Here is a 25,762-nt window from a genome sequence, read left to right on the forward strand (position 1 = left end):
CCGTGGGCGAGGGGCCGGGGCCCGGGCGGCCGTCGATGGAGGCGGGGCGGCTCTCAGGAGCGCCGGCTGGACTCCGCCGCGGCCCAGGCGAAAATGCCCTTCGCCATGAGGGACAGCTCGCCGGCCGCTCTGGTGGAGAAGACCTCCGCGCGTACGCGATGCACCCCCGCGTCGTCCGGCGCCGCCAGGGCGGCCATTTCCGCCAGATGCCCGGCCAGCCGCTCGTCGCCTTCGGAAAGGGCCTTGAGCGCCGCGTCCGCGAGGGCCTGGGCCCCGCCCGCCAGTTCCGCGACCGATTTCGCCAGCACCGCGTCGGGAGCGGGCTTCAGATGGGCCGGGTTTCCGTCGTACCAGCCGCCGTAAAGGCGCCACAGGTTGCGTACGACGAATTCCGGCTCGTCGTACCGCGCCCGCAGATAGGGCCGGTCGGCCAGCCGCTCCGGCGGCTTCACCGAATGGACGATCTCGTCGAGTCGCGCGCCCGCGTTGAGCAGTTCCAGGGTCTGCGTGATGAGCGACTCCAGCCATTCGGCGGTTTCCAGCAACGCCTGCCGGATGCGGTCGCGGCCGAAGATCGGGGCGCCGTGGCCGGGGAGCAGGATCTCGGCGTCCATGGCCGCCATCCGGTGCAACGCGTGCACCCATTCCCTGGGATAGCGCTGCACCTTCTGCGGGTTGCCGCAGTTCGGCGTCACCCAGATGAACAGGTCGCCGGTCAGCAGCAGCCTGTGCTCGCGCACGTAGCCGATGGTCGCGTCGTCGGTCTCGCCCTTGGCATGCAAGAGGTCGAACGTGAGCCCGCCGCGCCGCACGGTCAGCGTGTCGGTGTAGGTCACGTCCGGACGGCGGTAGCCGGTGGGCCAGCGGAGCCCAGCGGCCTGGAACTGCCGCTGGTTGATCACCGAGTTATAGCCATTTGTCAGTACATAACGCTCAAACCGATCAACAATCGCTTTATGGGCATAAATCGTGGCAGGCGGCCCCGATTCCTCGAACGGTCCCGTCCCCAGGACATGGTCGACATGCCCGTGCGAGTAGAACGCCGTGGTCAGCGGCGCTCGCGTCCAGGCCCGTACGTCCTCATGCAATTTCGCCGCCGAGAACGCGCTGCCGGTGTCGAACAGCACCAGTTCGCCCTCGGTCTCGAACGCGGTCACGTTGCCGAATCCCGGCCACCAGCCGAGGCCGTCGGCGATCGGCTGAATTCCCGTGCCCTGCACGCCCGCGTCCACGACGCTGTCGTCCGATTCGCCGCGCCACACGCGGTCGGCGTACTCGATAATCATGGGCCCAAGCCTGCTTCTAGAACCTCATTCTAGGCAAGAGATCCACGCCGGGAAATGATGCTGGGAGCGCTCCCAGATAGATGACGACAAGCTTTCCGAACTGTCAAGGACGCGAAAGACAGAGCATCCCGAAACTGCGGGACGACGTGCACGCATCGCGAATTGTGCTTGTTAGGTGACAACGGGCAGTCGGAAATGCGGATCTAGCCCTTGACCTCGTAAGGGTCGAAACCTAGCCTCCCTCGTGGGAGCGTTCCCACGGCCTCTGCAGGCTTCGCCGTCATGGCTACAGCACATCCGCGTCATCGCCGCGGAGAGGAGAAAGACGCGTGACCAGAAGCTCCCTTTCACCCGCCAAGCAGGCTCTGCTGGAGCGTCGGCTTCGAGCGCGCGCCGCCAAGGTCAGCGTCCCCCGCCGCGACCCCGGCACCGCGCCGCCGCCGTCGGCCATGCAGGAGCGACTGTGGTTCCTTGAGCAGTACGCGCCCGGCACGGCCGCCTACACCGTGCCGTTCGCGGTCCGGCTGACCGGCGAACTCGACGAGAACGCCCTGGCCAGGGCGCTCACCGAGCTCACGCGGCGGCACGAGAGCCTGCGCACCATCCTGGTCACCACCCCGGACGGCCGCCCGGAGGCGGTGGTCGCCGAGGAGCCGGTCGTGGAGTTCCGCGTCACCGACGACCCCGGCGAGATCGACGGGGAGCTGACCCGGCCGTTCGACCTGGCCCGCCCGCCGCTGCTGCGCGCCCTGCTGGTGCGCTCGGCCCCCGGCGAGCACGTGCTGCTGCTCACCATGCACCACGCGATCACCGACGGCTGGTCGTGCGACATCCTGTTCCAGGAGCTGCTGGCGCTGCACGCGGGCCGGGAGCTGCCGCCGGCGACGCTGCAGTTCGGCGACTACGCGCACTGGCAGCGCGGCCGGACCTTCGACGACGACGTGCGCCACTGGGTGTCCCGGCTGGACGGGGTGCCCGCCCTGGAGCTGCCGACCGACCTGCCCCGGCCCGCCGAGCAGCGCTGGACCGGCGCCGCCGTGGACGTCGTCGTGGACCCCGGACTCACCGCGTCGATCGCGGAGCTGGGCAAGGCGCACCGGGCCACCCCGTACATGACGCTGCTCGCCGCCTTCCAGGTGCTGCTCGGCCGGTTCGCCGGGCAGGACGACTTCGCGGTGGGGTCGCCGGTGTCCGGGCGGGAGCTGCCCGAGCTGGAGACGGTCGTCGGGCCGTTCATCAACACCCTGGCCGTCCGGGCCGACCTGCGCGGCGACCCGACCTTCTGCGAACTGCTCGGCCGGGTCCGCGACACCACCCTGGACGCCTTCGCGCACCAGGCGCTGCCGTTCGACCGGCTCGTCACCGAGCTGGCCGTCGAGCGGGACGTCAGCCGCACGCCGGTCTACCAGACCATGTTCGCCCTGCAGAACTATCGCGGCCGCACCCTGGACACCTCCGGGCTGGGCGCCGAGCCGTATCCGATCCCCACCGTGGCCAGCCGGTTCGACCTGGCGCTCTATCTCTTCGAGGGCGGCGGCGGGCTGCACGGGCAGCTCGCCTACAGCACCGCGCTGTTCCGGGAGGACACGGCGCGGCGGCTGGCGGGATGCCTGGAGACGCTCCTGCGGGCGGCGGTCGCCGACCCCGACCGGCCGATCTCCCGGCTGCCGCTGCTCGACCCGCACGAGCGGCGGCGCGTGCTGGCCCTCGGAGTCGCCGAGCCGGCGCCGCCCGCCGGGGTCCGGCTGCTGCACGAGGTCGTCGCCGGACAGGATCCCGGAGCAGTCGCGGTGGTCGCGGGGGACGTCTCGCTCACGTACGGCGAGCTCGGCGCCCGCGCCGATCGGCTGGCCCGGCGGCTGCGGGCGCTCGGCGCCGGGCCCGGGGAACGGGTGGCGGTGTGCCTGGAGCAGTCGGCCGGACTGGCCGTGGCGGTGCTCGGCGTGCTCAGGGCGGGGGCCGCGTACCTGCCGCTGGATCCGGAGCATCCGGGCGAGCGGCTGGCGTACGTGCTGGAGGACGCCGGGGTGCGGATCGCGGTGACCGACGCGTCGTCCAGGGGGCGGTTGCCCGGCGGGCTGCTCACGGTCGGCCTCGACGAGCCCGATGAAGATGAGCCCGACGGAGACGAGCCCGACGGAGACGAGGCGCCGGTCCCTCATGAGGTGACCCCCGACGACCTGGCCTACGTCATCTACACCTCCGGCACCACCGGGAGGCCCAAGGGCGTCGCGATCCAGCACCGGCAGGCGCTCGTCTATCTCGCGGGCCTGCGGGAACGGCTGGGGATCGAACCCGGCGGGTCGTACGCGCTGCCGCAGTCGCCGGCCTTCGACTTCGGGGTGACGGTCTTCTACGCGTGCCTGATGACCGGCGGCACGCTGCACATCATCCCGTCGCGCACCGCAGGGCACGAGCTGGCCGAGTACGTCCGGGACGCGGGCATCGACTACCTCAAGATCACTCCGTCGCATCTGGCCGCGTTGCAGGCCGACGTGCTGCCGCGCAAGCTGCTGATCCTCGGCGGCGAGGCGGCGCCGCGCGACTGGGCCGAGGAACTGGCCGCGTCCGGGCGCTGCCGGGTCGTCAACCACTACGGCCCGACCGAGGCGACGGTGGGCGTCACCACGTACCCGGTCGAGGGCCCGGTCGGAGGCGACGTCGGCACGACCACCACGCTGCCGATCGGCAGGCCGCTGCCGGGAGCGCGGGCGTACGTGCTGGACGAGCATCTGGAGCCGGTGCCGATCGGCGTCGCCGGGGAGCTGTATCTCGGCGGGGACCGGCTGGCCAGGGGATATCTCGACCGTCCCGCCCTGACCGCGGAACGGTTCCTGCCCGACCCCTACGGTCCGCCCGGCGCTCGCATGTACCGCACCGGCGACCAGGCGCGTCACCTTCCCGACGGGAACCTGGAGTTCCTCGGCCGCCGCGACCTGCAGGTGAAGATCCGCGGCTACCGGGTGGAGCTGGCCGAGGTCGAGTCGGTGCTCGGCCGGCACCCCGCCGTGACGTCGGTGATCGCCGACCTGCGCGGCGGCCTGCTGGTGGCCTACCTGGCAGGTGATGCCGAGGTCCGGCCGGAGGCCGCCGAGGTGCGGGCGTGGCTGGCCGAGCGGCTGCCCGACTACATGATCCCCGCCAGGTACGTGTGGCTGGACGAGCCGCCGCCGCTCAAGTCGCACGGCAAGGTCGACCGCGGCGCCCTGCCCGACCCGGCGCCGGAGACGACCGGCCGGTTCGAGCCGCCGCGGACCCCCACCGAGCAGACGGTCGCCGACGTGTGGAGCGAACTGCTCGGCGTCACCGAGGTCGGCGCCACGGACGACTTCTTCGAGCTCGGCGGGCACTCCCTGCTGGCCATGCGGGTGGTGGCCCGGCTCAGGCAGGAGGCGCCGCAGCGCGGCGTCACCGTGCTCGACCTGTTCAAGCACCGCACCGTGCGGGAGCTGGCCGCGCTGCTGGAGTCGGCCGGTGAGGGCCCGCGCCGCCTGCTGCACCGGCTCACCCCCGCCAGGACGGCCGCCTCGACGCTGGTCTGCGCGCCGTACGGGGGCGGCAGCGCGGTCATCTACCAGCCGCTCGCGGACGCGCTGCCGGCCGACTGGGCGCTGTACTCGATCGCCGTGCCCGGCCACGAACTCGGCGAGGAGGCCAGGCCGCTGGACGAGGTCGCCGACGGGTGCGTGCGGGAGATCCTCGACGACATCCAGGGCCCCGTCACCCTGTACGGCCACTGCGGTCTCGGCGTGATGCTGGCGGCGGAGATCGCCCGCAGGCTGGAGGACGCCGGCCGCGAGGTCGAGGCGGTGTATCTCGGCGGCGTCTTCCCCTTCGCCCGCCCCCGCGGCCGCCTGGCGCGCCTGACCGAGCTCATGGAGCGCATGCGCGGCGACCAGGCCTGGATCGACGACCTGCGCTCCGCCGGCCTGGACGTGGAGGAGGTCGGCCGCGACCAGCTCGACCTCATGGTCCGCAACCGGCGGCGCGGCACCCGGCAGGCGGAGCGGTACTTCACCCGCATGTTCGAGGAGTCCGCGGCGGGGCCGGACGGGGCCCCGCTGCGGGCGCCGGTCATCGCGCTGGCCGGCGAGCGCGACCCGGCGATGGAGTTCTACCAGGAGCGGTACCGCGAGTGGCACGTGCTGTCGGAGCTGACGGCCCTGGTCGTGCTGGACGAGGCGGGGCACTTTTTCCTGAAATATCGGGCGGAGGAGCTCGCGGCCATCGTGACCGGCACGCACCGCGCCATCACCGAGGGCCGGTCCGAGCGGCTGGCGCGTACGGCGCGGTCGACGTGGTGGCTGGAGGGCGTGTCCTCCACAGCCGCACCGGACGGCTCCGCACCCACGCCGGACGGCTCCGCAGCCGCGCCGGACGGCTCCACAGCCGTGCCGGGCAGCTCCGCGGACGTACCGGACGGCTCCGCGGCCCGCCGGGTGCCGTCCTCCGCGGACGCGCAGGACGGCTCGGCCCGCCGGGTCCGGCCGGGCATGGGGCGGTTCGCGCTGGTCGCGGCCGGGCAGCTGGTCTCGATCGTGGGGTCGGCGCTGACCGAGTTCGCCGTGCCGCTGTGGATCTACACGACCACCGGCTCGCTGGCGGACTTCGCGCTGTTCGCGGTGCTCGGCCTGCTGCCGGGCATGCTGGTCGCGCCGCTGGCCGGGGCCATCGTGGACCGGTACGACCGGCGCGTGGTGATGCTCGCCGGAGACGTCACCGCGGGCGGCGTGCAGCTGGTCCTCGGGGTGCTGCTGTGGACCGGCAACCTGGCGATCTGGCACATCTACCCGCTGCTCGCGCTGCTGTCGGTCGCTCTGACCTTCCAGCGGTTCGCGTACGCCTCGGCGATCCCGCAGCTGGTCCCCAAACGGTTCCTGGGCCATGCCAACGGCGTGATGCAGCTCGTCACCGGCACGGCCCAGGTGGTGGTGCCGCTGCTGGCGGTCGGGCTGATGGCGGTCGTCGGGCTGGAGGGGATTCTGGTCGTCGACGTGCTGTCGTACGTGTTCGCGGTCGCGGTTGTGCTGGCGGTCCGCTTCCCCCGGAGCATGGCGTGGCGGCGGCGCGAGACGGTCATGGCGGAGATCGCCGGCGGCTGGCGGCTGACCTGGGGAAACCGGGGCTTCCGCGGGATGCTGGTGTTCTTCGCCGTCCTGAACGTGTTTCTGTCGCCGCTGTTCCTGATGATCTCGCCGCTGGTGCTGTCGTTCGCGACGCTGCAGGACGTCGGGCGGGTGTCGCTGGCGGGCGGGATCGGCGTGCTGGCCGGCGGGCTGCTGATGGCCGTGTGGGGCGGGCCGAGCCGGCGGCGGCTGCGCGGGGTGCTGCTGTTCACGCTCGCGCTGGCGATGTTCTGCGTGGTCGTCGGCGTGCGGGCGGATCTGGTGGCGATCGCCGCGGGGGCGTTCGGGATGTCGCTGTGCCTGACGCTGCTCAACGGGGTGTACGCGACGATCATCCAGGTCAAGGTGCCGCAGCGGTTCCACGGGCGGGTCATCGCGCTCAACACGCTGGTCGCCTGGTCCACGCTGCCGATCGGGTTCGGGCTGGTAGCGCCGTACGGGGCGGCGGTGTTCGAGCCGCTCATGGCGCCGGACGGGCCGCTGGCCGCGACGGCGGGCGCGCTGCTCGGGACGGGGGACGGGCGCGGGATCGGGCTGATGTACGTGGCCTTCGGGCTGGCCATCGCGCTGATCGCGGTGTCCGCCCTGCGGGTGCGGGTGCTGGCGCGGTTCGACAGCGAGGTGCCCGACGCGCTGCCCGACGATCTGGTCGGCGTTCAGGAGCTGCGGCGGCGAGCCGGGGGAGAGTCATGATCGTTCCGGAGTTGCTCGCCAGGCGGGCCGCGGAGGAGCCCGAGCGGGTCGCGCTGGAGGTAGCCGGGGGCGGGACGCTGACGTTCGCGGAATGGCGGGCGCGGGCGGACTCGCTGGCGCGCGGGCTGGTCCGGCGCGGGGTGCGGCGGGGCGACCGGGTCGGGCTGCTGTTCGGGGCCGAGAGCTGGACCGACTTCGCCGTGGCCTACTGCGCCGCGCAGCTGGCCGGCGGGGTGGCCGTGCCGATCTCCGACCGGCTCGCTCCGGCCGAGGTGGCGTACATGCTGGAGCACTGCTCGGCGACCGGCGTGCTGCACGCGGGCAAGGGACCGGCCGTCCCGCCGGACGGCGCGTACTGGAGCGCCGTGCCGGACGAGCTGGAGCCCGGTTCGCGGGAGCCCGAGCCGCCGGAGCCGGGAGATCTGGCGCAGATCCTCTACACCTCCGGCACCACGGGCCGGCCCAAGGCGGTGGCGGCCACCCACGTCAACCTCACCTACGGCAGCGCCACCCGGGCCAACCGCCGGCGGTTCGGGCATTCGCGGCTCCTGCTGCACGCGTTCCCGATCGGCACCAACGCCGGCCAGGCCATGCTGCTCAACGCGCTGGACGCGCGGCCGGCGGTGCTGACCCTGGCGCGGTTCACCCCGGGCAGGTTCGCCAGACTGATCGAGTCGCGGCGGGTGGGGACCGTGTTCCTGGTGCCCGCCATGGCCCTCGAACTGCTCAACGCCGGGCTGCACGAACGGCACGACTTCTCCGGCGTGGTCCTGCTCGGGTCGGCGGCCTCGGCGCTGCCGGCGGCGCTGTGCGCGCGGCTGGCGGCGGCCTTCCCCAAGGCGACCGTGACGAACTACTACACCTCGACCGAGGCGGCGCCCGCCCAGACCGTCATGATCTACGACCCGTCGCGGCCCGCGGCCCTGGGCCGGCCGGCGCTCGGCAGCGGTCTGAGGGTCACCGGCTCCGACGGCGCGCCGCTGGCGGACGGGGAGACGGGGGAGATCTGGCTGCGCTCTCCCGCCGCCGCGCGCTCGTACTACCGGGACGAGCAGGCCAGCGCGCACACCTTCCGCGACGGATGGGTGCGGATGGGCGATGTGGGCTACCTCGACGCGGACGGCTACCTGTATCTCGTCGACCGGGAGAGCGACGTCGTCAAGTCCGGGGCGTTCAAGGTGTCGACCGTGCAGGTGGAGGCGGCGCTGCACGAGCACCCGGACGTGGCCGAGGCGGCGGTCGCCGGCGTGCCGCACCCCGTGCTGGGCACCGTGCTCGCCGCCGCCGTCGTGCCCCGCGCGCGGGCGCCGCGCGTGACGGAGCTGCGGGCCTTTCTGATGACGAGGCTGGCCGCGCACGAGCTGCCGGCACGAGTGATCTTCGTGGACCGCCTGCCCCGGAACCACTCGGGCAAGGTCGTCAAGTCCGACCTGCGCGACCTGCTGAAGCAGGCGGACTCAGTGATGGAAACGGGCCCCAGGGTGGGCACTGCGGAGAAAGAAGGCGGGAGATGACCGGATCGTGGCCGGCCTCCCCTGCGCAGCAGGGGATGTGGCTCACCGAGCGGGCCGGAATCGCCGGGCGGGCCTTTCACATGCCGCTGGCCGTGTGGCTGGACGGGCCGCTCGACGTGGAGGCCCTGCGGGAGGCGTGCGCGGAGGTGGCGCGCCGACATCCCGTGCTGGGCGGCGTGCTCGCCGAGGACGGTGGTGAGCTGCGGGTGCTCGCCCGGGCGGTGCCGCCGATGGGCGAAGGCGGCGACCTTCACGAGGAGCTGGACGGGCCGGTCGATCCGGTCGAAGGGCCCGCGGCGCGGTTCACGCTGATCCGGGAGGACGCCAAGCGGCACGTGCTGCTGTTCCAGGCCCATCACGCGGTGTTCGACGGGGAGTCCAAGGACATCCTGCTGCGGGATCTGGCCGCCTGGTACGGGGGCGCCGCGCCCGCGCCGCTGGGGGCGGCGTACCCGGAGGTGGCGGTGCGGCAGCGGGCCAGGCTGGCGGACGCGCTGCCGGCCGCGCAGGGGTACTGGGCGGCCCGGTGGCAGGAGCAGCGGGAGCTGTGCCTGCCCGGCCTGAGCGGGGTGTCCGTGGCGGCGGCGCCCGGCTCCGCACTCGACTTCGTCGTCGAGGACCTCGGCGGGCTCGCCGAGCGGCTGGAGGTCACCCGGTTCGAGGCGGTGCTGGCCGCGTTCGTCGCGCTGCTGCACGCGTACGGCAACGCGCGGCCCGCCGTCGGCGTGGACCTGTCGACGCGGACCGAGCTGAGCCGGGACCACGTGGGCGCCTTCGTCAACGAGTTGCCCGTGATCGGGGCGCCCGAGGGAGGCACGTTCGGCGAGTTCGCCCGGAGCCTGCGGGTCGAGCTGCGGCGGCTGTACCGGCATCGCGGGGTCCCGCTGGCCAGGGCCGTGGACGGGATCGGCCCGCGCGCCGCGCTCACCCCCGTGTCGCTCAGCTACCGGCGGCGGCCGGAGACGAGCCCGCTCTTCCCCGGGCTGGGCGCGTCGGTGGAGTGGATGATGTTCAACGGCTGGGTGCGCAACACGCTCCACCTGCAGATCGTCGACGACCAGGCGGGCACGGCGGCGCGGCTGCAGTACAACCCGGCGCTCCTCGACCGGGCGGGGGCCGAGCGGATCCGGGAGGACCTCGCCGCGCTGCTGGTGGCGGTCGCCGCGGATCCGGAGGCGCCGCTGGACCGGCTGCCGCTGCCCGGCCCCGTTCCGGCGGCGACCGTCACGGCCGTTGCCGTCGCCGTCGAGGACGGGCCGGTACCCGCCGACCTCGTACGGGAGATCCAGGCGATCTTCGCCAAGGAGCTCGAACTGGACGACGTGGAAGCCGACGACGACCTGTTCGATCTCGGCGGCCACTCCCTCACGATCACCCAGATCATGGCCAGGGCCAGGGAGCGGTTCGGCGTGGAGCTCTCCTTCGAGGTGTTCATCGACGACGCCACCGCGACGCGCATCGCGGCGGAGGTCGCCCGCCTGCGGGAGCAGGCATGCTGAGGGAGCGCGTGGCCGCGCTGGTGGCCCGGGCCAGCGACGGCGAGCTCACCACGGCGGAGGTGCTGGCGGCCGACTGCTCGCTGACGGCGCTCGGCCTCACCTCGCTGGGCCACATCCGGATGATCGACGCGATCGAGGAGGCGTTCGGCTTCGACATCGAGTTCGACGGCAGCCTCGACACGCTCGACGGGCTGGTCGGCCACCTGTCCCGGCTGGCGGGCCGCCCGTCATGATCGTGACGGCCGAGTTCAGCGGAGCCAGGTCCGGACAGGGCCCGCTCACCTGGGGCCAGCGGGCGATCTGGCGGCTCACCGAATGGCTGCCGCCCGGCGACCCCTACTTCAACCTGCCGTGGGCCCTGCCGGTGCACGGCAAGCCCGACCTGCCGGCCGTCCTCGCCGCCCTGTCGCGGCTGATCGGACGGCACGAGAGCCTGCGCACGAACTGGCTCGCCGGGCCGGAGGCCCAGGGCGGCATGGCGCAACGGGTCGCGGGGGAGGGGCGGCTGACGGTCGAGCTGGTCGACGCCGCCGGGGCCCGGCCCAGGACGCTGGCCGGCGAGATCGCCGCCGAGCTCGCCGGCAAGGGCTTCGACTACGCGAACGAGCCGCCCGTACGCTGTTCCGTCGTCATGGACGGCGGCAGGCCGCGCGCGGTGGCGTTCGCGTTCACGCACATGGCCGTGGACGGGCTGGCGCTCGACGTCATCGCCGGCGAGTGGCCGCGGCTGCTGTCCGGTGAGCCGCTGCCGCGGGCCGCGCCGCAGCCGCTCGACCTGGCCGCGGAGGAACGATCCCCCGAGGGCGCGGCGCGCGGCGAGCGGGCGCTCAGATACTGGCGGGCGGCGCTGGACCGGATGCCGCGCCCGCTGTTCGCCGCGCCGCCGGGCGTGCCCGAGGAGCCCAGGTTCGTCAAGCTCGGCATGGAGTCGGCCGCCCTCGGCGCGGCGGCCACCCGGCTGGCCGCGCGCTGGGCGGTCAGCACCAGCAGCGTGCTGCTGGGTGCGTACGCGGCGCTGCTGTCGCGGCTGACCGGCCGCGGCACGGTCGCGCTGCAGCTCATCGTGGGCAACCGGCACGACCCCCGGCTCGCGCCCATGGTGGCCACCCTCGTCCAGGACGGGATCTTGGTCCTGGACGTGGCCCCGGGCGCGCCGCTGGCCGAGGTGGTGCGGGACGCGCACCGGGGGGTGCTGGCGTCGTACCGGCACGCCCGCTACGACCCGGCCGCCCAGCGGGCGCTGATCGGGGAGACCGGGCCGCCGCCCACCGCCTACTTCAACGACGTCCGGGTCACCGGGGGCTGGCCCAACCTGCCGCCGCGCCCGCCCGCGGGCCCCGGCCGGATCTTCCCGGTGGGGGCCTGGCCGGAGGTGGACGCCGAGGTGTTCTGCACCGTCGGGCCCGCCACCCACACCTGCCGGCTGGACCTGCTCGCCGACACCGCCCTCCTGCCCCGGGAGGCGATCGAGGCGACGCTGCGCGAGGTCGAGACGCTACTGGTCAGCGAGGAGAACACGTGAGTGCCGAGACGCGGGTGGTCGTCAACCACGAGGAGCAGTACTCCATCTGGGCCGCCGATCGCGAGCTGCCGCCCGGCTGGTCGGACGCCGGGTTCGCGGGCACGCGGGAGGAGTGCCTGGCGCACATCGAGACCGTCTGGACGGACATGCGCCCGCTCAGCCTGCGAGACTGAAAGGCGATACCGACGTTGAGTGACGACACGACGCCGCCCCCCGCGAACGGCGCAGCGGGCACGATATGGCGGTGGCTGGACAAGGCGCCCGACGCGGTGGCCGTGACCGGCTCCGACGGTCAGGTGACCTACCGGGAGCTGCACCGGCGCGTCGAAGACCTCGCCGCCGTGCTGCGCGGGCACGGCGTCGGCCCCGAGGCGCCCGTGGGGCTGTGCGTGGAGCGGACCACCGGGATGCTCGTGGCGATGCTCGCCGTGTGGGCGGCGGGCGGGGCCTATGTGCCGCTTGATCCGGCTTTCCCGGCCGAACGGCTGCGGATGATGCGCCAGGACGCGGGCATCGGAGTGGTGCTGACGCAGGCGGGCGTCGATCCCGCGCTGCTGGAGGGCGTTCCCACCGTCGTCACGCTCTCACCCGGGGGCCGGCCGCTGAACGGCGCTCCCGCCCGGTCCGCGGAGGTTCCGGCCGATGGAGATCGGCTGGCGTACCTGATGTTCACCTCGGGGTCCACCGGCCGCCCGAAAGGGGTGGCGGTGCCGCACCGGGCCGTGGCGAACCTGCTGGAGTCGTTCGCCGAGCTGCTGCCGATCGGGCCGCAGGACCGGTGGCTGGCCGTCACCACGCTGTCGTTCGACATCTCGGTCCTGGAGCTGCTGCTGCCCCTGTTCACGGGAGGCCGGGTGGTGATCGCGGCCACCGCCGAGGTCTCCGACGGGTGGGCGCTGCGCGAGCGGGCCGCCGCCGAGGGCGTCACGATCATGCAGGCCACGCCGGCGGGCTGGCGGATCCTGCTGGAGTCCGGCGGAGTCCCCGCGACGATCAGGACCCGGCTGTGCGGCGGCGAGGCGCTGCCCCGCGATCTCGCGGACGCGCTGCTGGCCGGCGGCGCCGAACTGTGGAACGTGTACGGCCCCACGGAGACCACCGTGTGGTCCACGGCGGGCAGGGTGCGGCCGGGACCCGAGGCCGTGGACCTCGGATCGCCCATCGGGCGGACCTCGCTCCACCTGCTGGACGGGAACGGGAGGCCGGTCGCCGACGGGGAGGTCGGCGAGCTGCACATCGGCGGCGCGGGGGTCGCCCGGGGATACCACGGGCTGCCCGCTCAGACGGCCGCGCGCTTCCTGCCCGACCCGTACGCCGGCACCCCCGGCGCCCGCATGTACGCCACGGGTGACCTGGCCAGGATCACGCCCGCCGGCCGGCTGGAGTATCTCGGCCGCGCCGACCAGCAGGTCAAGATCCACGGATTCCGCATCGAACTGGGCGAGATCGAGGCCATCCTGCGCGCGTCCGCCGAGGTCAGGCAGGCCGCGGTCGCCGTCCGCGACGGGCGGCTGGTGGCCTACCTGGTCCCGCGGGCGCAGGCCGTGGACTGGGCCGCGCTGCGCGAACGGCTGCGCGCGTCGCTCCCCGACTACATGATCCCGGTTCGGCACACGACCCTGACCTCCCTGCCGCTCACCCCCAACGGCAAGCTCGACCGCGCCGCCCTGCCCACCCCGTCGTGGACGCGCCCCGGCACCGCCGCCTTCCGCGCCCCGGCCACCCCGGTCGAGTCCGACCTGGCCGAGATCTGGGCGGACGTGCTCGGCGCCACCGAGCCCATCGGCGCCGACGACGACTTCTTCGAGCTCGGCGGCCACTCCCTGGCCGCGACCCAGATCATCGCCAGGGTCCAGGCCAGGTACGGCCTGGAGGTGGCGATCGTCGTGCTGTTCGAGCGCCCGACGATCGCCGGGTTCGCCGCCCGGCTCGACGACCTGGACGACGCCGAGCTCAGCCTGGCCGACGTGGCCGCGCTGCGCGACCAGCTCGACGGCCTCAGCGCCGAGGAGCTCCAGGGGCTGTTCGACGATCTGGCGGCCGGGTCATGAGGGCGCCGCTGTCGCCCGCGCAGGAACGGCTCTGGATGCTCCAGCGGCTGGAGCCCGGCGACGCCTCGTACACGATGTACCTGGTACGGCGGCTGCGCGGCCCGCTCGACCGCGACGCTTTCACCGGCGCCGTCGGGGCGCTCGTGGCCAGGCACGAGAGCCTGCGGACCGCCTTCGTGGAGGAGGACGGCACGCCCTGGGCGGTGGCCGGGCCGGTCGGCTGGGCGCCGGCGATCGAGTGGCCGGCGGCGGCCGAGGAGCAGGTGGGCGCGCTGGTCGCCGAGCGCACCAACGCCGCCTTCGATCTGGCCGCGGGTGTGCCGCTGCGGGTCGCCGTCATCGAGATCGCCCCGGACGATCACGTGCTGTGCCTGACGCTGCACCACATCCTGGCCGACGGGCACTCCCTGGAGATCATGCTCGACGACCTGGGCGAGCACTACGCCGCCGCCGTGGAGCGCCGCCCCGCGACCCTGCCCGGCCTGCCCATCCGCTCCAGCGACTACGCGCGCTGGCAGCGGCGCAGGGCGGACAAGGCCATGCCGTACTGGACCGGGAGGCTGGCCGCGCCGCCGGTCACCGAGCTGCCCTTCGCCCGCCCCGGTCCGCGCGCGGCCGTCCGGGAGGGCGGCCATCACTGGGCCCGGCTGGACGCGCGGCGCCTGGCCGAGGTCGAGCGGCTGGCCGTGGCCCATCGGGCGACCCCGTTCATGGTGCTCATGGCGGCGTACCAGGCGCTGCTGTCCCGCCACAGCGGGCAGCGCGACCTGGTCGTCGGCACCGTGGTCGCCGGGCGGGACCGGGTCGAGCTGGAGCGGATGGTCGGCTACCTCACCCAGACCCTGCCGCTGCGCGGCGACCTGGCGGGCGATCCGACGTTCGCCGAGCTGCTCGGGCGCGTCAAAGGGGCGGCGCTGGAGGCGATGGGCCGGCCCGCGCCGCTGCTGGAGCGGCTGGCGCGCGGCGTCGAGACGCTGCTGCCGACCGTGTTCATCATGCAGGACTACGCGGCCGGGCAGGACCGGGTGTACGGGGGAGTCCGGGTGTCGGACTTCGCGGGACGCCACGAGCAGATCGTGGTGGATCTGCTCGTGGAGGTCTGGCCGGCGGGGGACGAGCTGGCGATCTGCTTCGGGTACGACGGCGCGGTGTTCGAGGCCGGCGAGGTGGCCACGATCGCCGAGCGCTACCTGACGCTGCTGGCCGGGGCCGTGGCCAGGCCGGACACGCCGATCTCGCGGCTTCCCGCGTGGACCGCGCGGGACGAGAAGGCGATGGCCGAGCTGGCCGCCGGGCCCGCAGGGCCGGTCGCGGACGGCGTGCTGGAGCTGGTGGCGGACGTGGCGCGCCGGACGCCGGACGCCGTCGCCGTGCGGTGCGGCGATCGGGCGGTCTCGTACGCGGCCCTCTGGGAGCAGGCCGGCACGGTCGCCGGGACCCTGCGGGAGAGCGGCGTCCGGGAGGGCGACGTGGTGGCCGTGCGGCTGGCCCCGTCCGCCGAGGTGATCGCCACGCTGCTGGGCGTGTGGCGGGCGGGCGCCGCGTACCAGCCCCTGGACCCCGCCGACCCGCCCGCCCGGCACGCCGGCTCCATGGCCGCCGCGGGTGCCGCCTGGCTGGTCGGCGAGGACCGGGTGCGCGCCGTGGCCGAGAGGAGCGCGGCCAAGGGGCCGATGAAGGGAATCGCGTATGTGCTGACCACCTCGGGGTCCGCCGGGCTGCCCAAGGCGGTGCTCGTCGAGCACGGTTCGGTGGCGGCCAGGGTCGCCTGGATGCGGCGGGAGTACGGCCTGGGGCCCGGGGACCAGGTCGTGCAGTTCGCGTCGCTGAGCTTCGACACCCACGTCGAGGAGATCTTCCCGGCGCTCGCGTCCGGGGCGGCGGTGGTGCCGCTGCCGGACGGCCCCGCGAGCCTGCCCGGCCTGCTGGCCGGGCCGGACGGACGGCGGATCACCGTGCTGGACCTGCCGACCGCGTACTGGCACCGGCTCGTCGAGTCGCCGGGCGAGGTGGCGTGGCCGCCCGCGCTGCGGCTGGTGATCCTCGGCGGTGAGCAGGCCGACGGGGCGGCCGTCGCGCGATGGCACCGCGAGGGGCCCGGGGTCCGGCTGGTCAACACGTACGGGCCGACCGAGGCCACGGTCATCGCCACCTGGGCCGAGCTGGACGGGACCGACCCGGGCGGGCGCCCGCCGATCGGCCGGCCGCTGTCGGCCACCTCGGTGCGGGTGCTGGACTCCCGGGGGGAGCCGGTGCCGCCGGGCGCGGCGGGCGAGCTGGCGATCGGCGGCGCCGGGGTCGCGCGCGGATACGCCGGGCTGCCCGGCCGCACCGCCGCCGTCTTCGAGCCCGACCCGTACGGCGACCCCGGCGCCCGGCGCCTGCGCACCGGCGACCGGGCGCGGTGGCGCTCGGACGGGCTGCTGGAGTTCCTGGGCCGCCTGGACGACCAGGTCAAGGTGCGCGGCGTGCGCATCGAGCCCGGCGACGTGGAGGCCGCCCTGCGCGAGCACCCCGGCGCCGGGCAGGTGGCCGTGGCCGCGCGCGGCGAGGACCTGGTGGCGTACTACACCGGCCCCGCCGCTCCCGCCGAGCTGCGCGCGCACGCCGCGGGCAGGCTGCCCAGGGGCTTCGTGCCGACCCGGTGGTCCCGGACGGCGGAGCTGCCGCTCACCTCCCGGGGCAAGGTCGACCGGGCCGCGCTGCCCGAGCCGGACCGGGTCACCGGGACGGACCACACCGCGCCGCGCACCGACAGCGAGGCGCTGGTCGCCGAGATCTGGGCCGAGGTGCTCGGCCTCGAACGGGTCGGCGTGCTGGACGACCTGCTGGAGCTGGGCGGGCATTCGTTGATGACCACCCGGGTCGCGGCGCGGCTACGGGCGATGCTGGAGGTGGAGGTGCCGATCCGGGTCGTGTTCGGCTGCGCCACCGTGGCCGAGCTCGCCGAGGCCGTCGAGGACCTGCTGGTCGAGGAGATCGACGCGATGAGCGAGGAGGAGGCGCGGCGCGCTCTGCTCAGGGGGTGATGGCCTTCCGTACCGCGTTCAGGAACATCGCCGCCTCGCGCCCGTTGACGAGGCGGTGATCGAACGCCAGCCCGAGGGTGACCGTGGTGCGTTTCACGACATTTCCGGCCGCGTCGAGGGCGAGCTCGTGCTGCGGCGCGCACAGCGACAGCGCGCACGTCTGCCCCGGGAACACGATCGGCACGGCGAGGAGCACCGCCGTGTCGGTGTGCAGGGTGACGACGATGTTCCCGCCCGCCAGGTCGTCCTCGCGGAAGGCCGCGCGCGACGCCTTCGTCCGGTACGCCGCCAGCCGCTCCGCGATCTCCTTGAGGGACAGGCGGCCGGCGTCGCGCAGCACCGGGACGTACAGGCCGGTGCCGACGTCCACGGTGACGCCGACGTTCGGGGCCGGCGAGGGGCGTACGGCCGGCTCGCCGGCGGGCCCGTCCGCCACCACCACCTCGGCGAAGCACATCGGGAACTGCCCGTGCAGCGACGCGACCGCCGAGACCAGCAGCTCGGGCAGCCCGATCAGAGCCCTGGCCTCCTTGCTGAGAGCGCGGGCGCGGGCTGTCGCGGGGCCGGCGTCCAGCTTCACGGCGGTGAAGGCGGCCGGGATCGTGCGGTGGGAACGGGTCACGGCGGCGGCCACGGCCCGCTGAACGGCCGGCAGCGGCTGCACCTGCATCTGGGCCCGCTTCTGGGCCTGCATCTGGGACGTGGAGCCGTCGTCCAGCAGCGCCGCCACGTCGGCGCGCTTGATCACCTTCTTCCCCAGCGCGCGGATCCGCGCCGGGTCCACGCCGTGCTCGTCGATCAGGGCCTGGGCGGGCGCGGTGACGAACGGTCCCCCGGCGCCGGCCGCCGCACCGGGATCGGCGACCGCCGGCGCGGGCGCGGAGCCGTCCGAAACGTAGGCGATCACCTCCCCGGGCCTGCAGGTCGCGCCGGTCTCCGCCGTCCGCCGCAGGACGCCGTCGCTCTCGGCCGCCAGCTCCTCGGCCGCCTTGGAGGTCTCCAGCACCACCACCGGATCGCCCTTCAGCACCCCGGCGCCGTCCTCGGCCAGCCACTCGACCAGCAGGTACTCGGTGTCGTTGTTGTTGAGCTTGGGCACGCGCAGCTCGGTCAAGGCAGCAGCTCCCGTACGGCGCGGACGATCGCGGTGTCCTGCACCAGCACGTCACGCTCGAGATGGGCGGCCGCCGGGATCACGCCGGCCGCCGAGTGGACGAGGGACACGGGACGCCGCAGGCGCCCCCAGAGCCGGGAGTGCACCTGGTGCGCCACCTCGGCCCCCCAGGTGCCGCCGGCGGTGCTCTCCTCGGCGACGACCACGGCGCCGGCCCGCTCCAGCAGTGGCGAAAGCGGGGTCGCGTCGAAGGGGTACAGGCGCCGCGGCACGAGCAGCAGACAGGTGAGCTCCCGCTCCAGCAGCAGCGTGCGCATCGCGGCCAGGGCCCGGTGCGCCACCCCGCCCGGCGCGATGATCACGCAGTCGGCCTGCTCCGGATCGTCCAGGTACACCCGGGTCACCCCGCCGGACCCCGGCAGCACGTCGTACCGGAACAGATCGTCCACGACCCCGCCGCCGAAGACCTGCCGGGTGTAGAGGATCTTGTCCTCGAACAGCAGGCACGGCTCGCCGCGGGCGAGCATCTCGCCGAACAGCGCGCGATGGTCGTCGAAGGGGGACACCTCGTACACCGCGAGACCGGGCACGCCGATGAAGTGCTTCTGCAGGCTCTGGCTGTGCGTGGGGCCGTAGCCGCGACCGCCCCCGGACGGGCACCGTACGACGAGCGGCAGCCGCAGCGGCCTGCCGTACATGGAGACCGACTTGGCGGCGAAGTTCACGATCTGGTCGAAGGCCAGGGCCACGAAGTCGGAGAACATGATCTCGACGATGGCCTTGCCGCCCGCGAGCGCCAGGCCGCCCGCCACGCCGACGATGCCGTTCTCGCTGATCGGGGTGGCCAGCACCTGGCCGGGGAATCGGCTGGACAGGCCCTTCGTGATCTTGAACGCCCCGCCGTACGGATCGAGCACGTCCTCGCCGAGCACCCGCACGGAGGAGTCGTCGGCGAGCACCTCGTGCAACGCCCGGTTGAGGCTCTCCGCGACCCGCACCGCCCTCAGCCCTCCCGCGCCGCCCGCGCCGACAACGGCCGCGCGAGCACCTCACCGGCCACCACCTCGACGAACGCACGCGCCTCCGCGTCCATGCGGGCGAAGCGGGGGGAGACGGGGGCGCCCTCGCGCGGGTACCAGTCGTGCTCGCGGGCGTGCCGGAGCTCCTCGGGCGAGCGGGTGTCATCGCCCTTGCTGTGCGGCCCGAGCCGGTGCGTGGCGAACTCCACCACCAGCGGCCCCGCACCCTGCCTGGTCCGCTCGAACAGCGGCCGCAGCGCGTCCCGGATCTCGTGGAGGTGCCGCGAGCCGACGTGCAGGAACCGGCACCCGAACGCCCGCGCCCGATCCCCGATCGTGCCCGCCATCTGCGCCGACGTCGGCGTGGTCTGCGCGATCCCGTTGTTCTCGGTCACCACGACCAGCGGCAGCCGCCAGAGCGCGGCCATGTTGAGCGCCTCGTACACGGCGCCCTCGCCCCACGTCCCGTCGCCGATGTACGCCAGCGCCAGCGTGCCCGGCTCGGCGTCCCGCAGTCGCAGGGCCGCGCCCGCGGCGACCGGCAGGCTCTCGCCCTGGATCCCGGTGGACAGGTAGCGGCCGGACAGGATGTGCTGGCTGCCGCCCACGCCTGCGCAGACCGCGCCCTCGCGTCCGGTGATCTCCGCGAGCAGCCCGTACGGGTCGCGGAAGCGCGCCAGGTAGTGGCCGTGCCCGCGATGATTGCTGAAGACGAAGTCCCGCTCGCCCAGCAGCGGGGCCAGCGCGACCGGCACGTACTCCTGCCCCAGGCAGGTGTGGGTGGTCCCCTGTACGAGCCCTTGGCCGAACAGGTCGAGCAGCTTGCGTTCGAAGTGCCGGATCAGCAGGAGCAGCCCGAGGTCGTCCTCGGACAGGTCCTCCGTGATCTCTTCCAGCAGTCCTTCTGGCACGATCGGCACTCCTTGAGGAGGGCAGCGTTTTGGGAGCGCTCCCACGCAGTCTATCGATCACCACGGGGCCCGACAATGGTCGACGAAGAGCTTTCCAGACTGTCAAGCGCCGAGCATGAAGCGCGCAGAACAGCCGCGTTTACGTGCGCGGATCGCCTTCCGTCGCGGTCGCTTCACGTCGAGTCGCGGCGGAAGATCTTGACCTGCCCGGAGGTGGAACCTAGCCTTTTTGGGAGCGTTCCCACGTTGGCTGCCCGATCAACGAGGAGGGCTCGTGAGCCCCGAGACGAACCACGGATGACCGCCGAGCGCGAGAGACTGCTGCGGCGCCTGGCCACGCTACCTCCCGAACGCCGCGCGGCGCTGCGTAAGTCGCTGCTCGGCGACCGGGAGGAGCGCACCTGGCCGCTGTCCACCGGGCAGGAGCGGCTGTGGTTCCTGCAACGCTTCGACCCCGGCGACTGCGCCTACCACATCACCTGGCCGGTACGCCTGCGCGGCCCCGTCGACGAGACCGCGCTCGCCGCGGCGTTCACCGAGATCGCCGCCAGGCACGAGGTGCTGCGCACCCGCTTCGTGCTGGACGGCGACCTGCCCGCGCAGGTCGTGGACGAGCCCCGCGAGGTGCGGCTGGACCGGCTGGACCCCGCCGCCTCCGGCACCGGGCAGGCGATCGTCGGCTACGCGGGGCGGCCGTTCGACCTCGCGGCGGCCCCCGCGTGGCGGGCGGGCCTGCTGCGCCTGGCCGCCGACGACGCCGTCCTGTGCATCGTGCTGCATCACATCGTGGTCGACCACTGGTCGCTCGACGTGCTCATGCGCGAGCTCGGCGAATGCTACAACGCCCATCGGGAAGGCCGTGCGCCGCTGCTGGACGAGCTGCCCGCGCAGTACCGCGACTTCGCCGTGGCGGAGCGGCGGCGGGCCGAGGAGGGCCGGGACCACCTGGACTTCTGGGCCGGGCGCCTCGCCGGGGCGCCGCCGCTCGACCTGCCGCTCGACCGCCCCCGCCCGGCCCGCTGGACCGGCCGCGGCGCGAAGGCCGGCGTGACCGTGCCGGACGCGGACGCCACCCGCCTGGAACTCCTCGCGCGCGCCCACCGGGCCACCCCGTTCATGGCCCTGCTCGCCGCGTGGCAGGTCACGCTGGGTACGGCCGCCGGGCAGGACGACTTCTGCGTGGGCGTGCCCGTGGCCGGCCGGGACCGGCCCGAGCTGGCCCCGCTGATCGGCTACTTCTCCACCACGCTCGTCGCGCGGGCCGACCTGTCGGGGGATCCGCCCTTCGCCGAACTGCTGCGGCGGACCCGGGTCAGCACCCTGAAGGCCCTCGCCCACGCCGGAACCTCCCTCGACCGCATCCTCGGCGCGCTCCGGGTGCCCCGCGACCTGAGCCGCCCGCCGCTGTGCCAGGCGATGTTCAACCTCACCCACAACCTGCCCACCGGCGACATGCTCCGTACCGAGCTGGGGGACCTGGCCGTGGAGGTGTATCCGCAGCCGGACCTGGGCCGGGCCCGGGTGGAGGTGTCCCTCGACGTCTACCGGGGGCCCGAGGGGATCGGCGGCCGGCTGGAGTACTCGACCGACCTGTTCGACGCCGCCACCGCGCACCGCCTGGCGGAGGCGTTCGCCCGCGTGGTGTCGCGCGCGGGCGAGGACCCGAGCCTGCGGCTGTCCGAGCTGGGAGCAGCGGCCCGGAATTTACCGAGCTAGGAGGGCCATGCGGCTTTCGGTGGACTTCGCCTCCGACCGTTCCGGCACGGCGGGGCTCGCGTGGGGTCAGCGGGACGTCTGGGGGGCGATCCACGAGGTGGGGCCGGACAGCGCGCACTACTTCAACGTGCCCCGGCTGCTCGCCGTCCCGCGCGCGGGCGGCCCGCGCCACCCCGGGGCCGTGGCCGCCGCCCTGGTCGAGGTGGTGGCCCGGCACGACGCGCTCCGATCCCTGGTACGGCTCGGCGCGGCCGGGCCCTACCAGGAGGTGGCGGCGGCCGGGACCCTGTCGATCGAGCTGGCCGAGGCCGCCCGCGGCGAGGCGGACGATGCCGCGGCGGAGCTCCTCGCCCGCCTGGCCGGACGGTCCTTCGGCGACGGCGAGCAGCCGCTGCGCGCCGGATTCGTGGTCCGCGACGGCGTCGCCACCCACGTGGCGCTCGTGATCAGCCATGTCGTCGCGGACTGGCGCGCGGCGGACGTGGTGGTGCGCGACCTGCGGATGCTGCTGCTCCGCGGGGCGGTCGCGCGACCGCCGTCGGCGCAGCTGCTCGACCTCGTACGGGAGGAAACGGCGGGCTCGGCCCGTTCTGACCGGTCGATCGCGCAGTGGGAGGCGCTGCTGCGGACCGTGCCGTCCGCCGTGTTCCCCGCCGTGGTCGGGAGCGGCACGACGCCGAGGTTCGCGCGGGCCGTGCTGTCCTCGCCCCGGCTCGACCGGGCCGCCCGGGCACTCGCCCGCCGTACGCGCGTCAGCACCGCCACGGTCCTGCTGGTGGCGGTCGCCATGCTGCTGCGCGAGCTGACCGGGCACGAGGTGTGCGCGATCACCCCGATCGTGCACAACCGCTTCGACGGCCGGACCCGGGACCTGGTCACCAGCCTGGACCAGCTGGGACTGTTCACCCTGGGCCCGGGCGGCACCCTCACCGAGACCCTGGCGAGCGCGTACCCGGCGGTTCTCGCGTCCTACCGGCGCGCCCGTTACGACTCGCTGGCCCTGCACGCGATGGTCGACCGGATGAGCGCCGACCGGGGCGTGCCCATGTTCCCGTCGTGCTGCTTCAACGACCTGCGCCCGGGCGAGGACCCGGGCGGCGCGGACGGGGAGTCCGAGCTGGAGTGGCTGCCGGGTGTGGACCGGCGCAGCTGCGCCTTCTGCGTTGACCTGATGCGCTGGAAGGGCACGCTCGGCGTGGCCCTGAGCGCCGACACCACCCGCCTGCCCGAGGCCGAGATGGCCGCCCTTCTGCACCGGCTGGAGTCCTTCGTGCCGGCCGCCGTGGGCCGCTGAGGTCAGAGGCGGGTGAACGGCTCACGCCGGCGGCAGGCCGAGCCGGGCCCCCACCGCCGCCGCCAGCTCGTCCGGCGACAGCGTCGCCTCCAGCACCATCCCGGACTCCTCCGGGCCGAGGTGCTCCAGGGCCGCGCGCTGCGAGTCGAGCAGCGCGGCCGGCATGTAGTGGCCGGTGCGGCGGGTCAACCGGTCCCGGATCAGCCTCGCCGGCCCGTGCAGATGGACGAACTCCACGTCCGGCGGGCCCTGCCGGAGGACGTCCCGGTAGGAGCGCTTGAGCGCCGAGCAGGCCAGCACCGTGGAGACGCCCTCGGCGTGCCGGGCGGCCATCCAGGCCGCCAGGTCACGCAGCCACGGCCAGCGGTCCGCGTCGTCGAGCGGGATGCCGGCGCGCATCCGCGCCACGTTCGCCTCGGGGTGGAACTCGTCCGCCTCGGCGAACCGCAGCCCGGTCAGCTCGCTGATCCTGCGGGCCACGGTCGTCTTGCCCACGCCCGACACGCCCATCACCACGAGGTGCCGGGTGGGCCGGTGCTCACCAGTCATGGACGGTGCCGTCCTTGAGCCGGTTGAACGGCAGGTACGCCGGGCGGTACGGGAACCGCGCCGCGGCCTCCTCGTCGAGCTCCACCCCGAGCCCCGGCAGCTCACCGGGGTGCAGGTAGCCGTCGGCGAAGCTGAACGACTGCCGGAACACCTCGTCGGTCGCCGGGCCGTGCCGCATGTACTCCTGGATGCCGAAGTTGTGGATCGCCAGGTCCAGGTGCAGCGCGGCGGCCATGCCGACCGGGGAGATGTCGGTCGGGCCGTGGATGCCGGACTTGATCTGGTACTGGGCGGCGTGGTCGAGCAGCTTCCGCATGGCCGTGATCCCGCCGGTGTGGGTGACGGCGGAGCGGACGTAGTCGATGAGCTGCTCGCGGATCAGGGTCTGGTAGTCCCACACGGTGTTGAAGACCTCCCCGATGGCCAGCGGGGTGGTCGTGTGCTGCCGGACCAGGCGCAGCGCCTCCTGGTTCTCCGCCGGGGTGCAGTCCTCCAGCCAGAACAGGTCGTACGGCTCCAGGACCTTGCCGAGCTTGGCGGCCTGGATGGGGGTCATCCGGTGGTGCCCGTCGTGCAGCAGCGGCAGCTCGGGGCCGAACTCGTTGCGCACCGCCTCGAAGACGCCGGGCAGGTGGCGCAGGTAGGCGCGGGTGTCCCAGTCCTCCTCGGCGGGCAGCGCGGTGCGCTGGGCCGGCTCGTAGTCGTAGCGCGTGCCGCCGGCGCTGGGCTGGGCGGCCACGCCGTACACGGCGTTGATGCCCGGCACGGAGGTCTGCACCCGCAGCGACCGGTAGCCCATCTCCAGGTGCTCGCGGATCGAGTCGAACAGCTCCGGCAGGTCCCGGCCGGAGGCGTGCCCGTACGCCATGATCCCGTTCCTGGAGGCTCCGCCGAGCAGCTGGTAGAGCGGCATCCCGGCGGCTTTGGCCTTGATGTCCCACAACGCCACGTCCACGGCCGCGATGGCGGCCATGGTGACGGGCCCTCGCCGCCAGTACGCCGAGCGGTAGAGGAACTGCCAGGTGTCCTCGATGCGATGCGGGTCCCGCCCGATCAGCAGGGGGACGACGTGGTCGGACAGGTACGACGCGACCGCCAGCTCGCGCCCGTTGAGGGTGGCGTCCCCCAGCCCGGTGATCCCCTCGTTCGTCGTGATCTTGAGGGTGACGAAGTTGCGGTCAGGGCTGGTGACGATGACGTCCGCTGCGATGATCTCCACGCGGGTGCCTTTCTGGCGTCGGCGGTGCGTTCGAGGGCCGGTTCGAGGGCCACTCCGAGGACCATGGTTACCATTCCGCGTACGAGCCGTCCGGATGCCGCCAGATGGGGCTGCGCCAGGCGTGTCCCTTTCTGCCGGCGGCGCGGACCGCCTGGTCGTCGACCTCGATGCCCAGGCCGGGCGCCGTGAGCCGCTCGACGTGACCGTCCACGAACGTCAGCGGAGCCTTGTCCAGGCAGTAGTCGAGCACCTCGGCGCCACGGTTGTAGTGGATGCCGATGCTCTGCTCCTGGATCAGGTAGTTCGGCGTGGCGAAGCCGACCTGCAGGCAGGCCGCGAGGGCGATCGGGCCGAGCGGGCAGTGCGGGGCGAGCTGCACGTCGTACACCTCGGCGAGCACGGCGATCTTGCGTACCTCGGTGATGCCGCCGGCGTGCGACAGGTCCGGCTGGGCGACCGCGATGCCGGCCTGGAAGACGGGCAGGAACTCCTGCCGGCTGTAGAGCCGTTCCCCGGTCGACACCGGCACGGTCGTCGAGCGGACGAACTCGCCGATGAGGTGCGAGTTCTCCGGGACGACCGGCTCCTCCAGGAACAGCGGCCGGTACGGCTCCAGCAGCGGCGCCACCCGGCGGGCGTTGGCCAGCGTGAACCGCCCGTGGAAGTCGACGGCGACGTCGCGGTCGTCGCCGAGCACCTCGCGGGCGGCGGCCACCCGGGCGACCACGCCGTTCAGCTCGGCGACCGAGGCGACCGGGCTCATCCTGCCGGAGGCGTTCATCTTCACCGCGGTGAGCCCGGCCTCGATCTGGGCGGCGATGTGGTCGCGGACCTCGCCGGGCTCGTCGCCGCCGACCCAGCCGTACACCCGGATCCGGTCCCGGACCGGGCCGCCGAGCAGTTGGTGCACCGGGGCGCCGAAGTGTTTGCCGGCGATGTCCCAGAGGGCCTGGTCGAGGCCCGCCACGGCACTGGCCAGGATCGGGCCGCCCCGGTAGAACGAGCCCTTGGTCAGCACCTGCCAGTGGTCCTCGATGCGCAGCGCGTCCCGGCCGATCAGCAGCTCCGCGAGCTGGTCGACGGCGGCGCGGACGGTCTCGGAGCGCCCCTCGCAGGTGGCCTCGCCCCAGCCGACGATCCCGCAGCCGGTCTCCACCCGGACGAAGAGCCAGCGGGGGGCGACGAGAAAGGTCTCGATGCGCGCGATGGTCGTCATGCCG

17 protein-coding genes are annotated in these 25,762 nt (G+C 73.9%); 10 read left to right on the plus strand and 7 right to left on the minus strand.

The annotated features are described in order from the left end of the window. Nucleotides 1–53: 53 nt before the first annotated feature. Nucleotides 54–1,232, minus strand: coding sequence for an alkyl sulfatase dimerization domain-containing protein (locus ACIBQ1_RS26945; RefSeq protein ID WP_397281710.1), 1,179 nt, complete (start codon nucleotides 1,230–1,232; stop codon nucleotides 54–56). A 383-nt stretch (nucleotides 1,233–1,615) separates the two neighbouring features. Between ACIBQ1_RS26945 and ACIBQ1_RS26950 the strand changes: the two genes are divergently transcribed. From ACIBQ1_RS26950 to ACIBQ1_RS26985, 8 genes are read left to right on the plus strand one after another with little or no spacing between them, the layout of a single operon-like run. After that, entirely contained in the window at nucleotides 1,616–7,105 is a 5,490-nt protein-coding gene (locus tag ACIBQ1_RS26950) for an amino acid adenylation domain-containing protein (protein ID WP_397281711.1), read from the plus strand. Beyond that, nucleotides 7,102–8,619, plus strand: a complete 1,518-nt coding sequence (locus ACIBQ1_RS26955) for an AMP-binding protein (RefSeq protein ID WP_397281713.1) — start codon at nucleotides 7,102–7,104, stop codon at nucleotides 8,617–8,619. The genes ACIBQ1_RS26950 and ACIBQ1_RS26955 overlap by 4 nt, the downstream gene beginning before the upstream one ends. Continuing rightward, nucleotides 8,616–10,118, plus strand: a complete 1,503-nt coding sequence (locus tag ACIBQ1_RS26960; RefSeq protein ID WP_397281714.1) for a condensation domain-containing protein — start codon at nucleotides 8,616–8,618, stop codon at nucleotides 10,116–10,118. Before ACIBQ1_RS26955 ends, ACIBQ1_RS26960 begins: the two co-directional genes overlap by 4 nt. After that, the gene (locus ACIBQ1_RS26965) at nucleotides 10,112–10,351 is read left to right on the plus strand and encodes a phosphopantetheine-binding protein (protein WP_397281717.1); all 240 of its coding nucleotides are present in this window, start codon (nucleotides 10,112–10,114) and stop codon (nucleotides 10,349–10,351) included. Before ACIBQ1_RS26960 ends, ACIBQ1_RS26965 begins: the two co-directional genes overlap by 7 nt. Continuing rightward, nucleotides 10,348–11,640: a condensation domain-containing protein gene (locus tag ACIBQ1_RS26970; RefSeq protein ID WP_397281719.1), complete on the plus strand. Its 1,293-nt coding sequence runs from the start codon at nucleotides 10,348–10,350 to the stop codon at nucleotides 11,638–11,640. The genes ACIBQ1_RS26965 and ACIBQ1_RS26970 overlap by 4 nt, the downstream gene beginning before the upstream one ends. Beyond that, nucleotides 11,637–11,813 carry an MbtH family protein gene (locus ACIBQ1_RS26975; protein ID WP_397281721.1) on the plus strand — a complete coding sequence of 59 codons (177 nt, stop codon included), beginning with the start codon at nucleotides 11,637–11,639 and terminating at the stop codon, nucleotides 11,811–11,813. The genes ACIBQ1_RS26970 and ACIBQ1_RS26975 overlap by 4 nt, the downstream gene beginning before the upstream one ends. A gap of 15 nt (nucleotides 11,814–11,828) precedes the next feature. Next, entirely contained in the window at nucleotides 11,829–13,691 is a 1,863-nt protein-coding gene (locus ACIBQ1_RS26980; RefSeq protein ID WP_397281723.1) for an amino acid adenylation domain-containing protein, read from the plus strand. Then, nucleotides 13,688–16,720 carry an amino acid adenylation domain-containing protein gene (locus ACIBQ1_RS26985; protein ID WP_397281724.1) on the plus strand — a complete coding sequence of 1,011 codons (3,033 nt, stop codon included), beginning with the start codon at nucleotides 13,688–13,690 and terminating at the stop codon, nucleotides 16,718–16,720. The genes ACIBQ1_RS26980 and ACIBQ1_RS26985 overlap by 4 nt, the downstream gene beginning before the upstream one ends. On the opposite strand, the gene ACIBQ1_RS26990 is transcribed toward ACIBQ1_RS26985, so the two are convergent. From ACIBQ1_RS26990 to ACIBQ1_RS27000, 3 genes are read right to left on the minus strand one after another with little or no spacing between them, the layout of a single operon-like run. Further along, nucleotides 16,710–17,834, minus strand: coding sequence for a 2-oxo acid dehydrogenase subunit E2 (locus tag ACIBQ1_RS26990; RefSeq protein ID WP_397281726.1), 1,125 nt, complete (start codon nucleotides 17,832–17,834; stop codon nucleotides 16,710–16,712). The genes ACIBQ1_RS26985 and ACIBQ1_RS26990 overlap by 11 nt on opposite strands. Further along, nucleotides 17,831–18,832, minus strand: a complete 1,002-nt coding sequence (locus ACIBQ1_RS26995; protein ID WP_397281728.1) for an alpha-ketoacid dehydrogenase subunit beta — start codon at nucleotides 18,830–18,832, stop codon at nucleotides 17,831–17,833. The genes ACIBQ1_RS26990 and ACIBQ1_RS26995 overlap by 4 nt, the downstream gene beginning before the upstream one ends. A gap of 5 nt (nucleotides 18,833–18,837) precedes the next feature. Beyond that, on the minus strand, nucleotides 18,838–19,764 hold the full coding sequence (locus tag ACIBQ1_RS27000; RefSeq protein WP_397281729.1) for a thiamine pyrophosphate-dependent dehydrogenase E1 component subunit alpha: 927 nt from the start codon (nucleotides 19,762–19,764) through the stop codon (nucleotides 18,838–18,840). Between the two features lie 297 nt (nucleotides 19,765–20,061). On the opposite strand from ACIBQ1_RS27000, the gene ACIBQ1_RS27005 reads away from it, so the two are divergent. Beyond that, nucleotides 20,062–21,480 carry a condensation domain-containing protein gene (locus ACIBQ1_RS27005; RefSeq protein WP_397281730.1) on the plus strand — a complete coding sequence of 473 codons (1,419 nt, stop codon included), beginning with the start codon at nucleotides 20,062–20,064 and terminating at the stop codon, nucleotides 21,478–21,480. A gap of 7 nt (nucleotides 21,481–21,487) precedes the next feature. After that, nucleotides 21,488–22,774, plus strand: a complete 1,287-nt coding sequence (locus tag ACIBQ1_RS27010; RefSeq protein WP_397281732.1) for a condensation domain-containing protein — start codon at nucleotides 21,488–21,490, stop codon at nucleotides 22,772–22,774. A gap of 21 nt (nucleotides 22,775–22,795) precedes the next feature. On the opposite strand, the gene ACIBQ1_RS27015 is transcribed toward ACIBQ1_RS27010, so the two are convergent. The 3 genes from ACIBQ1_RS27015 to dgoD all read right to left on the minus strand — a co-directional run bounded on the left by ACIBQ1_RS27015 (nucleotide 22,796) and on the right by dgoD (nucleotide 25,758). Continuing rightward, the gene (locus ACIBQ1_RS27015) at nucleotides 22,796–23,323 is read right to left on the minus strand and encodes a gluconokinase (RefSeq protein WP_397281734.1); all 528 of its coding nucleotides are present in this window, start codon (nucleotides 23,321–23,323) and stop codon (nucleotides 22,796–22,798) included. Beyond that, entirely contained in the window at nucleotides 23,313–24,542 is a 1,230-nt protein-coding gene (gene manD, locus ACIBQ1_RS27020) for a D-mannonate dehydratase ManD (RefSeq protein WP_397281736.1), read from the minus strand. The genes ACIBQ1_RS27015 and manD overlap by 11 nt, the downstream gene beginning before the upstream one ends. Nucleotides 24,543–24,609: 67 nt before the next feature. Further along, complete coding sequence (gene dgoD, locus ACIBQ1_RS27025) at nucleotides 24,610–25,758, minus strand: galactonate dehydratase (protein ID WP_397281738.1); 1,149 nt, start codon at nucleotides 25,756–25,758, stop codon at nucleotides 24,610–24,612. Nucleotides 25,759–25,762 lie beyond the last annotated feature (4 nt).

The sequence above is a fragment of the Nonomuraea sp. NPDC050153 genome (genome assembly GCF_044460125.1).
Classification (GTDB): domain Bacteria; phylum Actinomycetota; class Actinomycetes; order Streptosporangiales; family Streptosporangiaceae; genus Nonomuraea.

Coding starts and splice junctions, on each gene's coding strand:
- ACIBQ1_RS26955 (WP_397281713.1), top strand. CDS start 7,102: ATGATCGTTCCGGAGTTGCTCGCCAGGCGGGCCGCGGAGGAGCCCGAG.
- ACIBQ1_RS26960 (WP_397281714.1), top strand. CDS start 8,616: ATGACCGGATCGTGGCCGGCCTCCCCTGCGCAGCAGGGGATGTGGCTC.
- ACIBQ1_RS26965 (WP_397281717.1), top strand. CDS start 10,112: ATGCTGAGGGAGCGCGTGGCCGCGCTGGTGGCCCGGGCCAGCGACGGC.
- ACIBQ1_RS26970 (WP_397281719.1), top strand. CDS start 10,348: ATGATCGTGACGGCCGAGTTCAGCGGAGCCAGGTCCGGACAGGGCCCG.
- ACIBQ1_RS26985 (WP_397281724.1), top strand. CDS start 13,688: ATGAGGGCGCCGCTGTCGCCCGCGCAGGAACGGCTCTGGATGCTCCAG.
- ACIBQ1_RS27005 (WP_397281730.1), top strand. CDS start 20,062: ATGACCGCCGAGCGCGAGAGACTGCTGCGGCGCCTGGCCACGCTACCT.
- ACIBQ1_RS27010 (WP_397281732.1), top strand. CDS start 21,488: ATGCGGCTTTCGGTGGACTTCGCCTCCGACCGTTCCGGCACGGCGGGG.
- ACIBQ1_RS27015 (WP_397281734.1), bottom strand. CDS start 23,323: ATGACTGGTGAGCACCGGCCCACCCGGCACCTCGTGGTGATGGGCGTG.
- dgoD (WP_397281738.1), bottom strand. CDS start 25,758: ATGACGACCATCGCGCGCATCGAGACCTTTCTCGTCGCCCCCCGCTGG.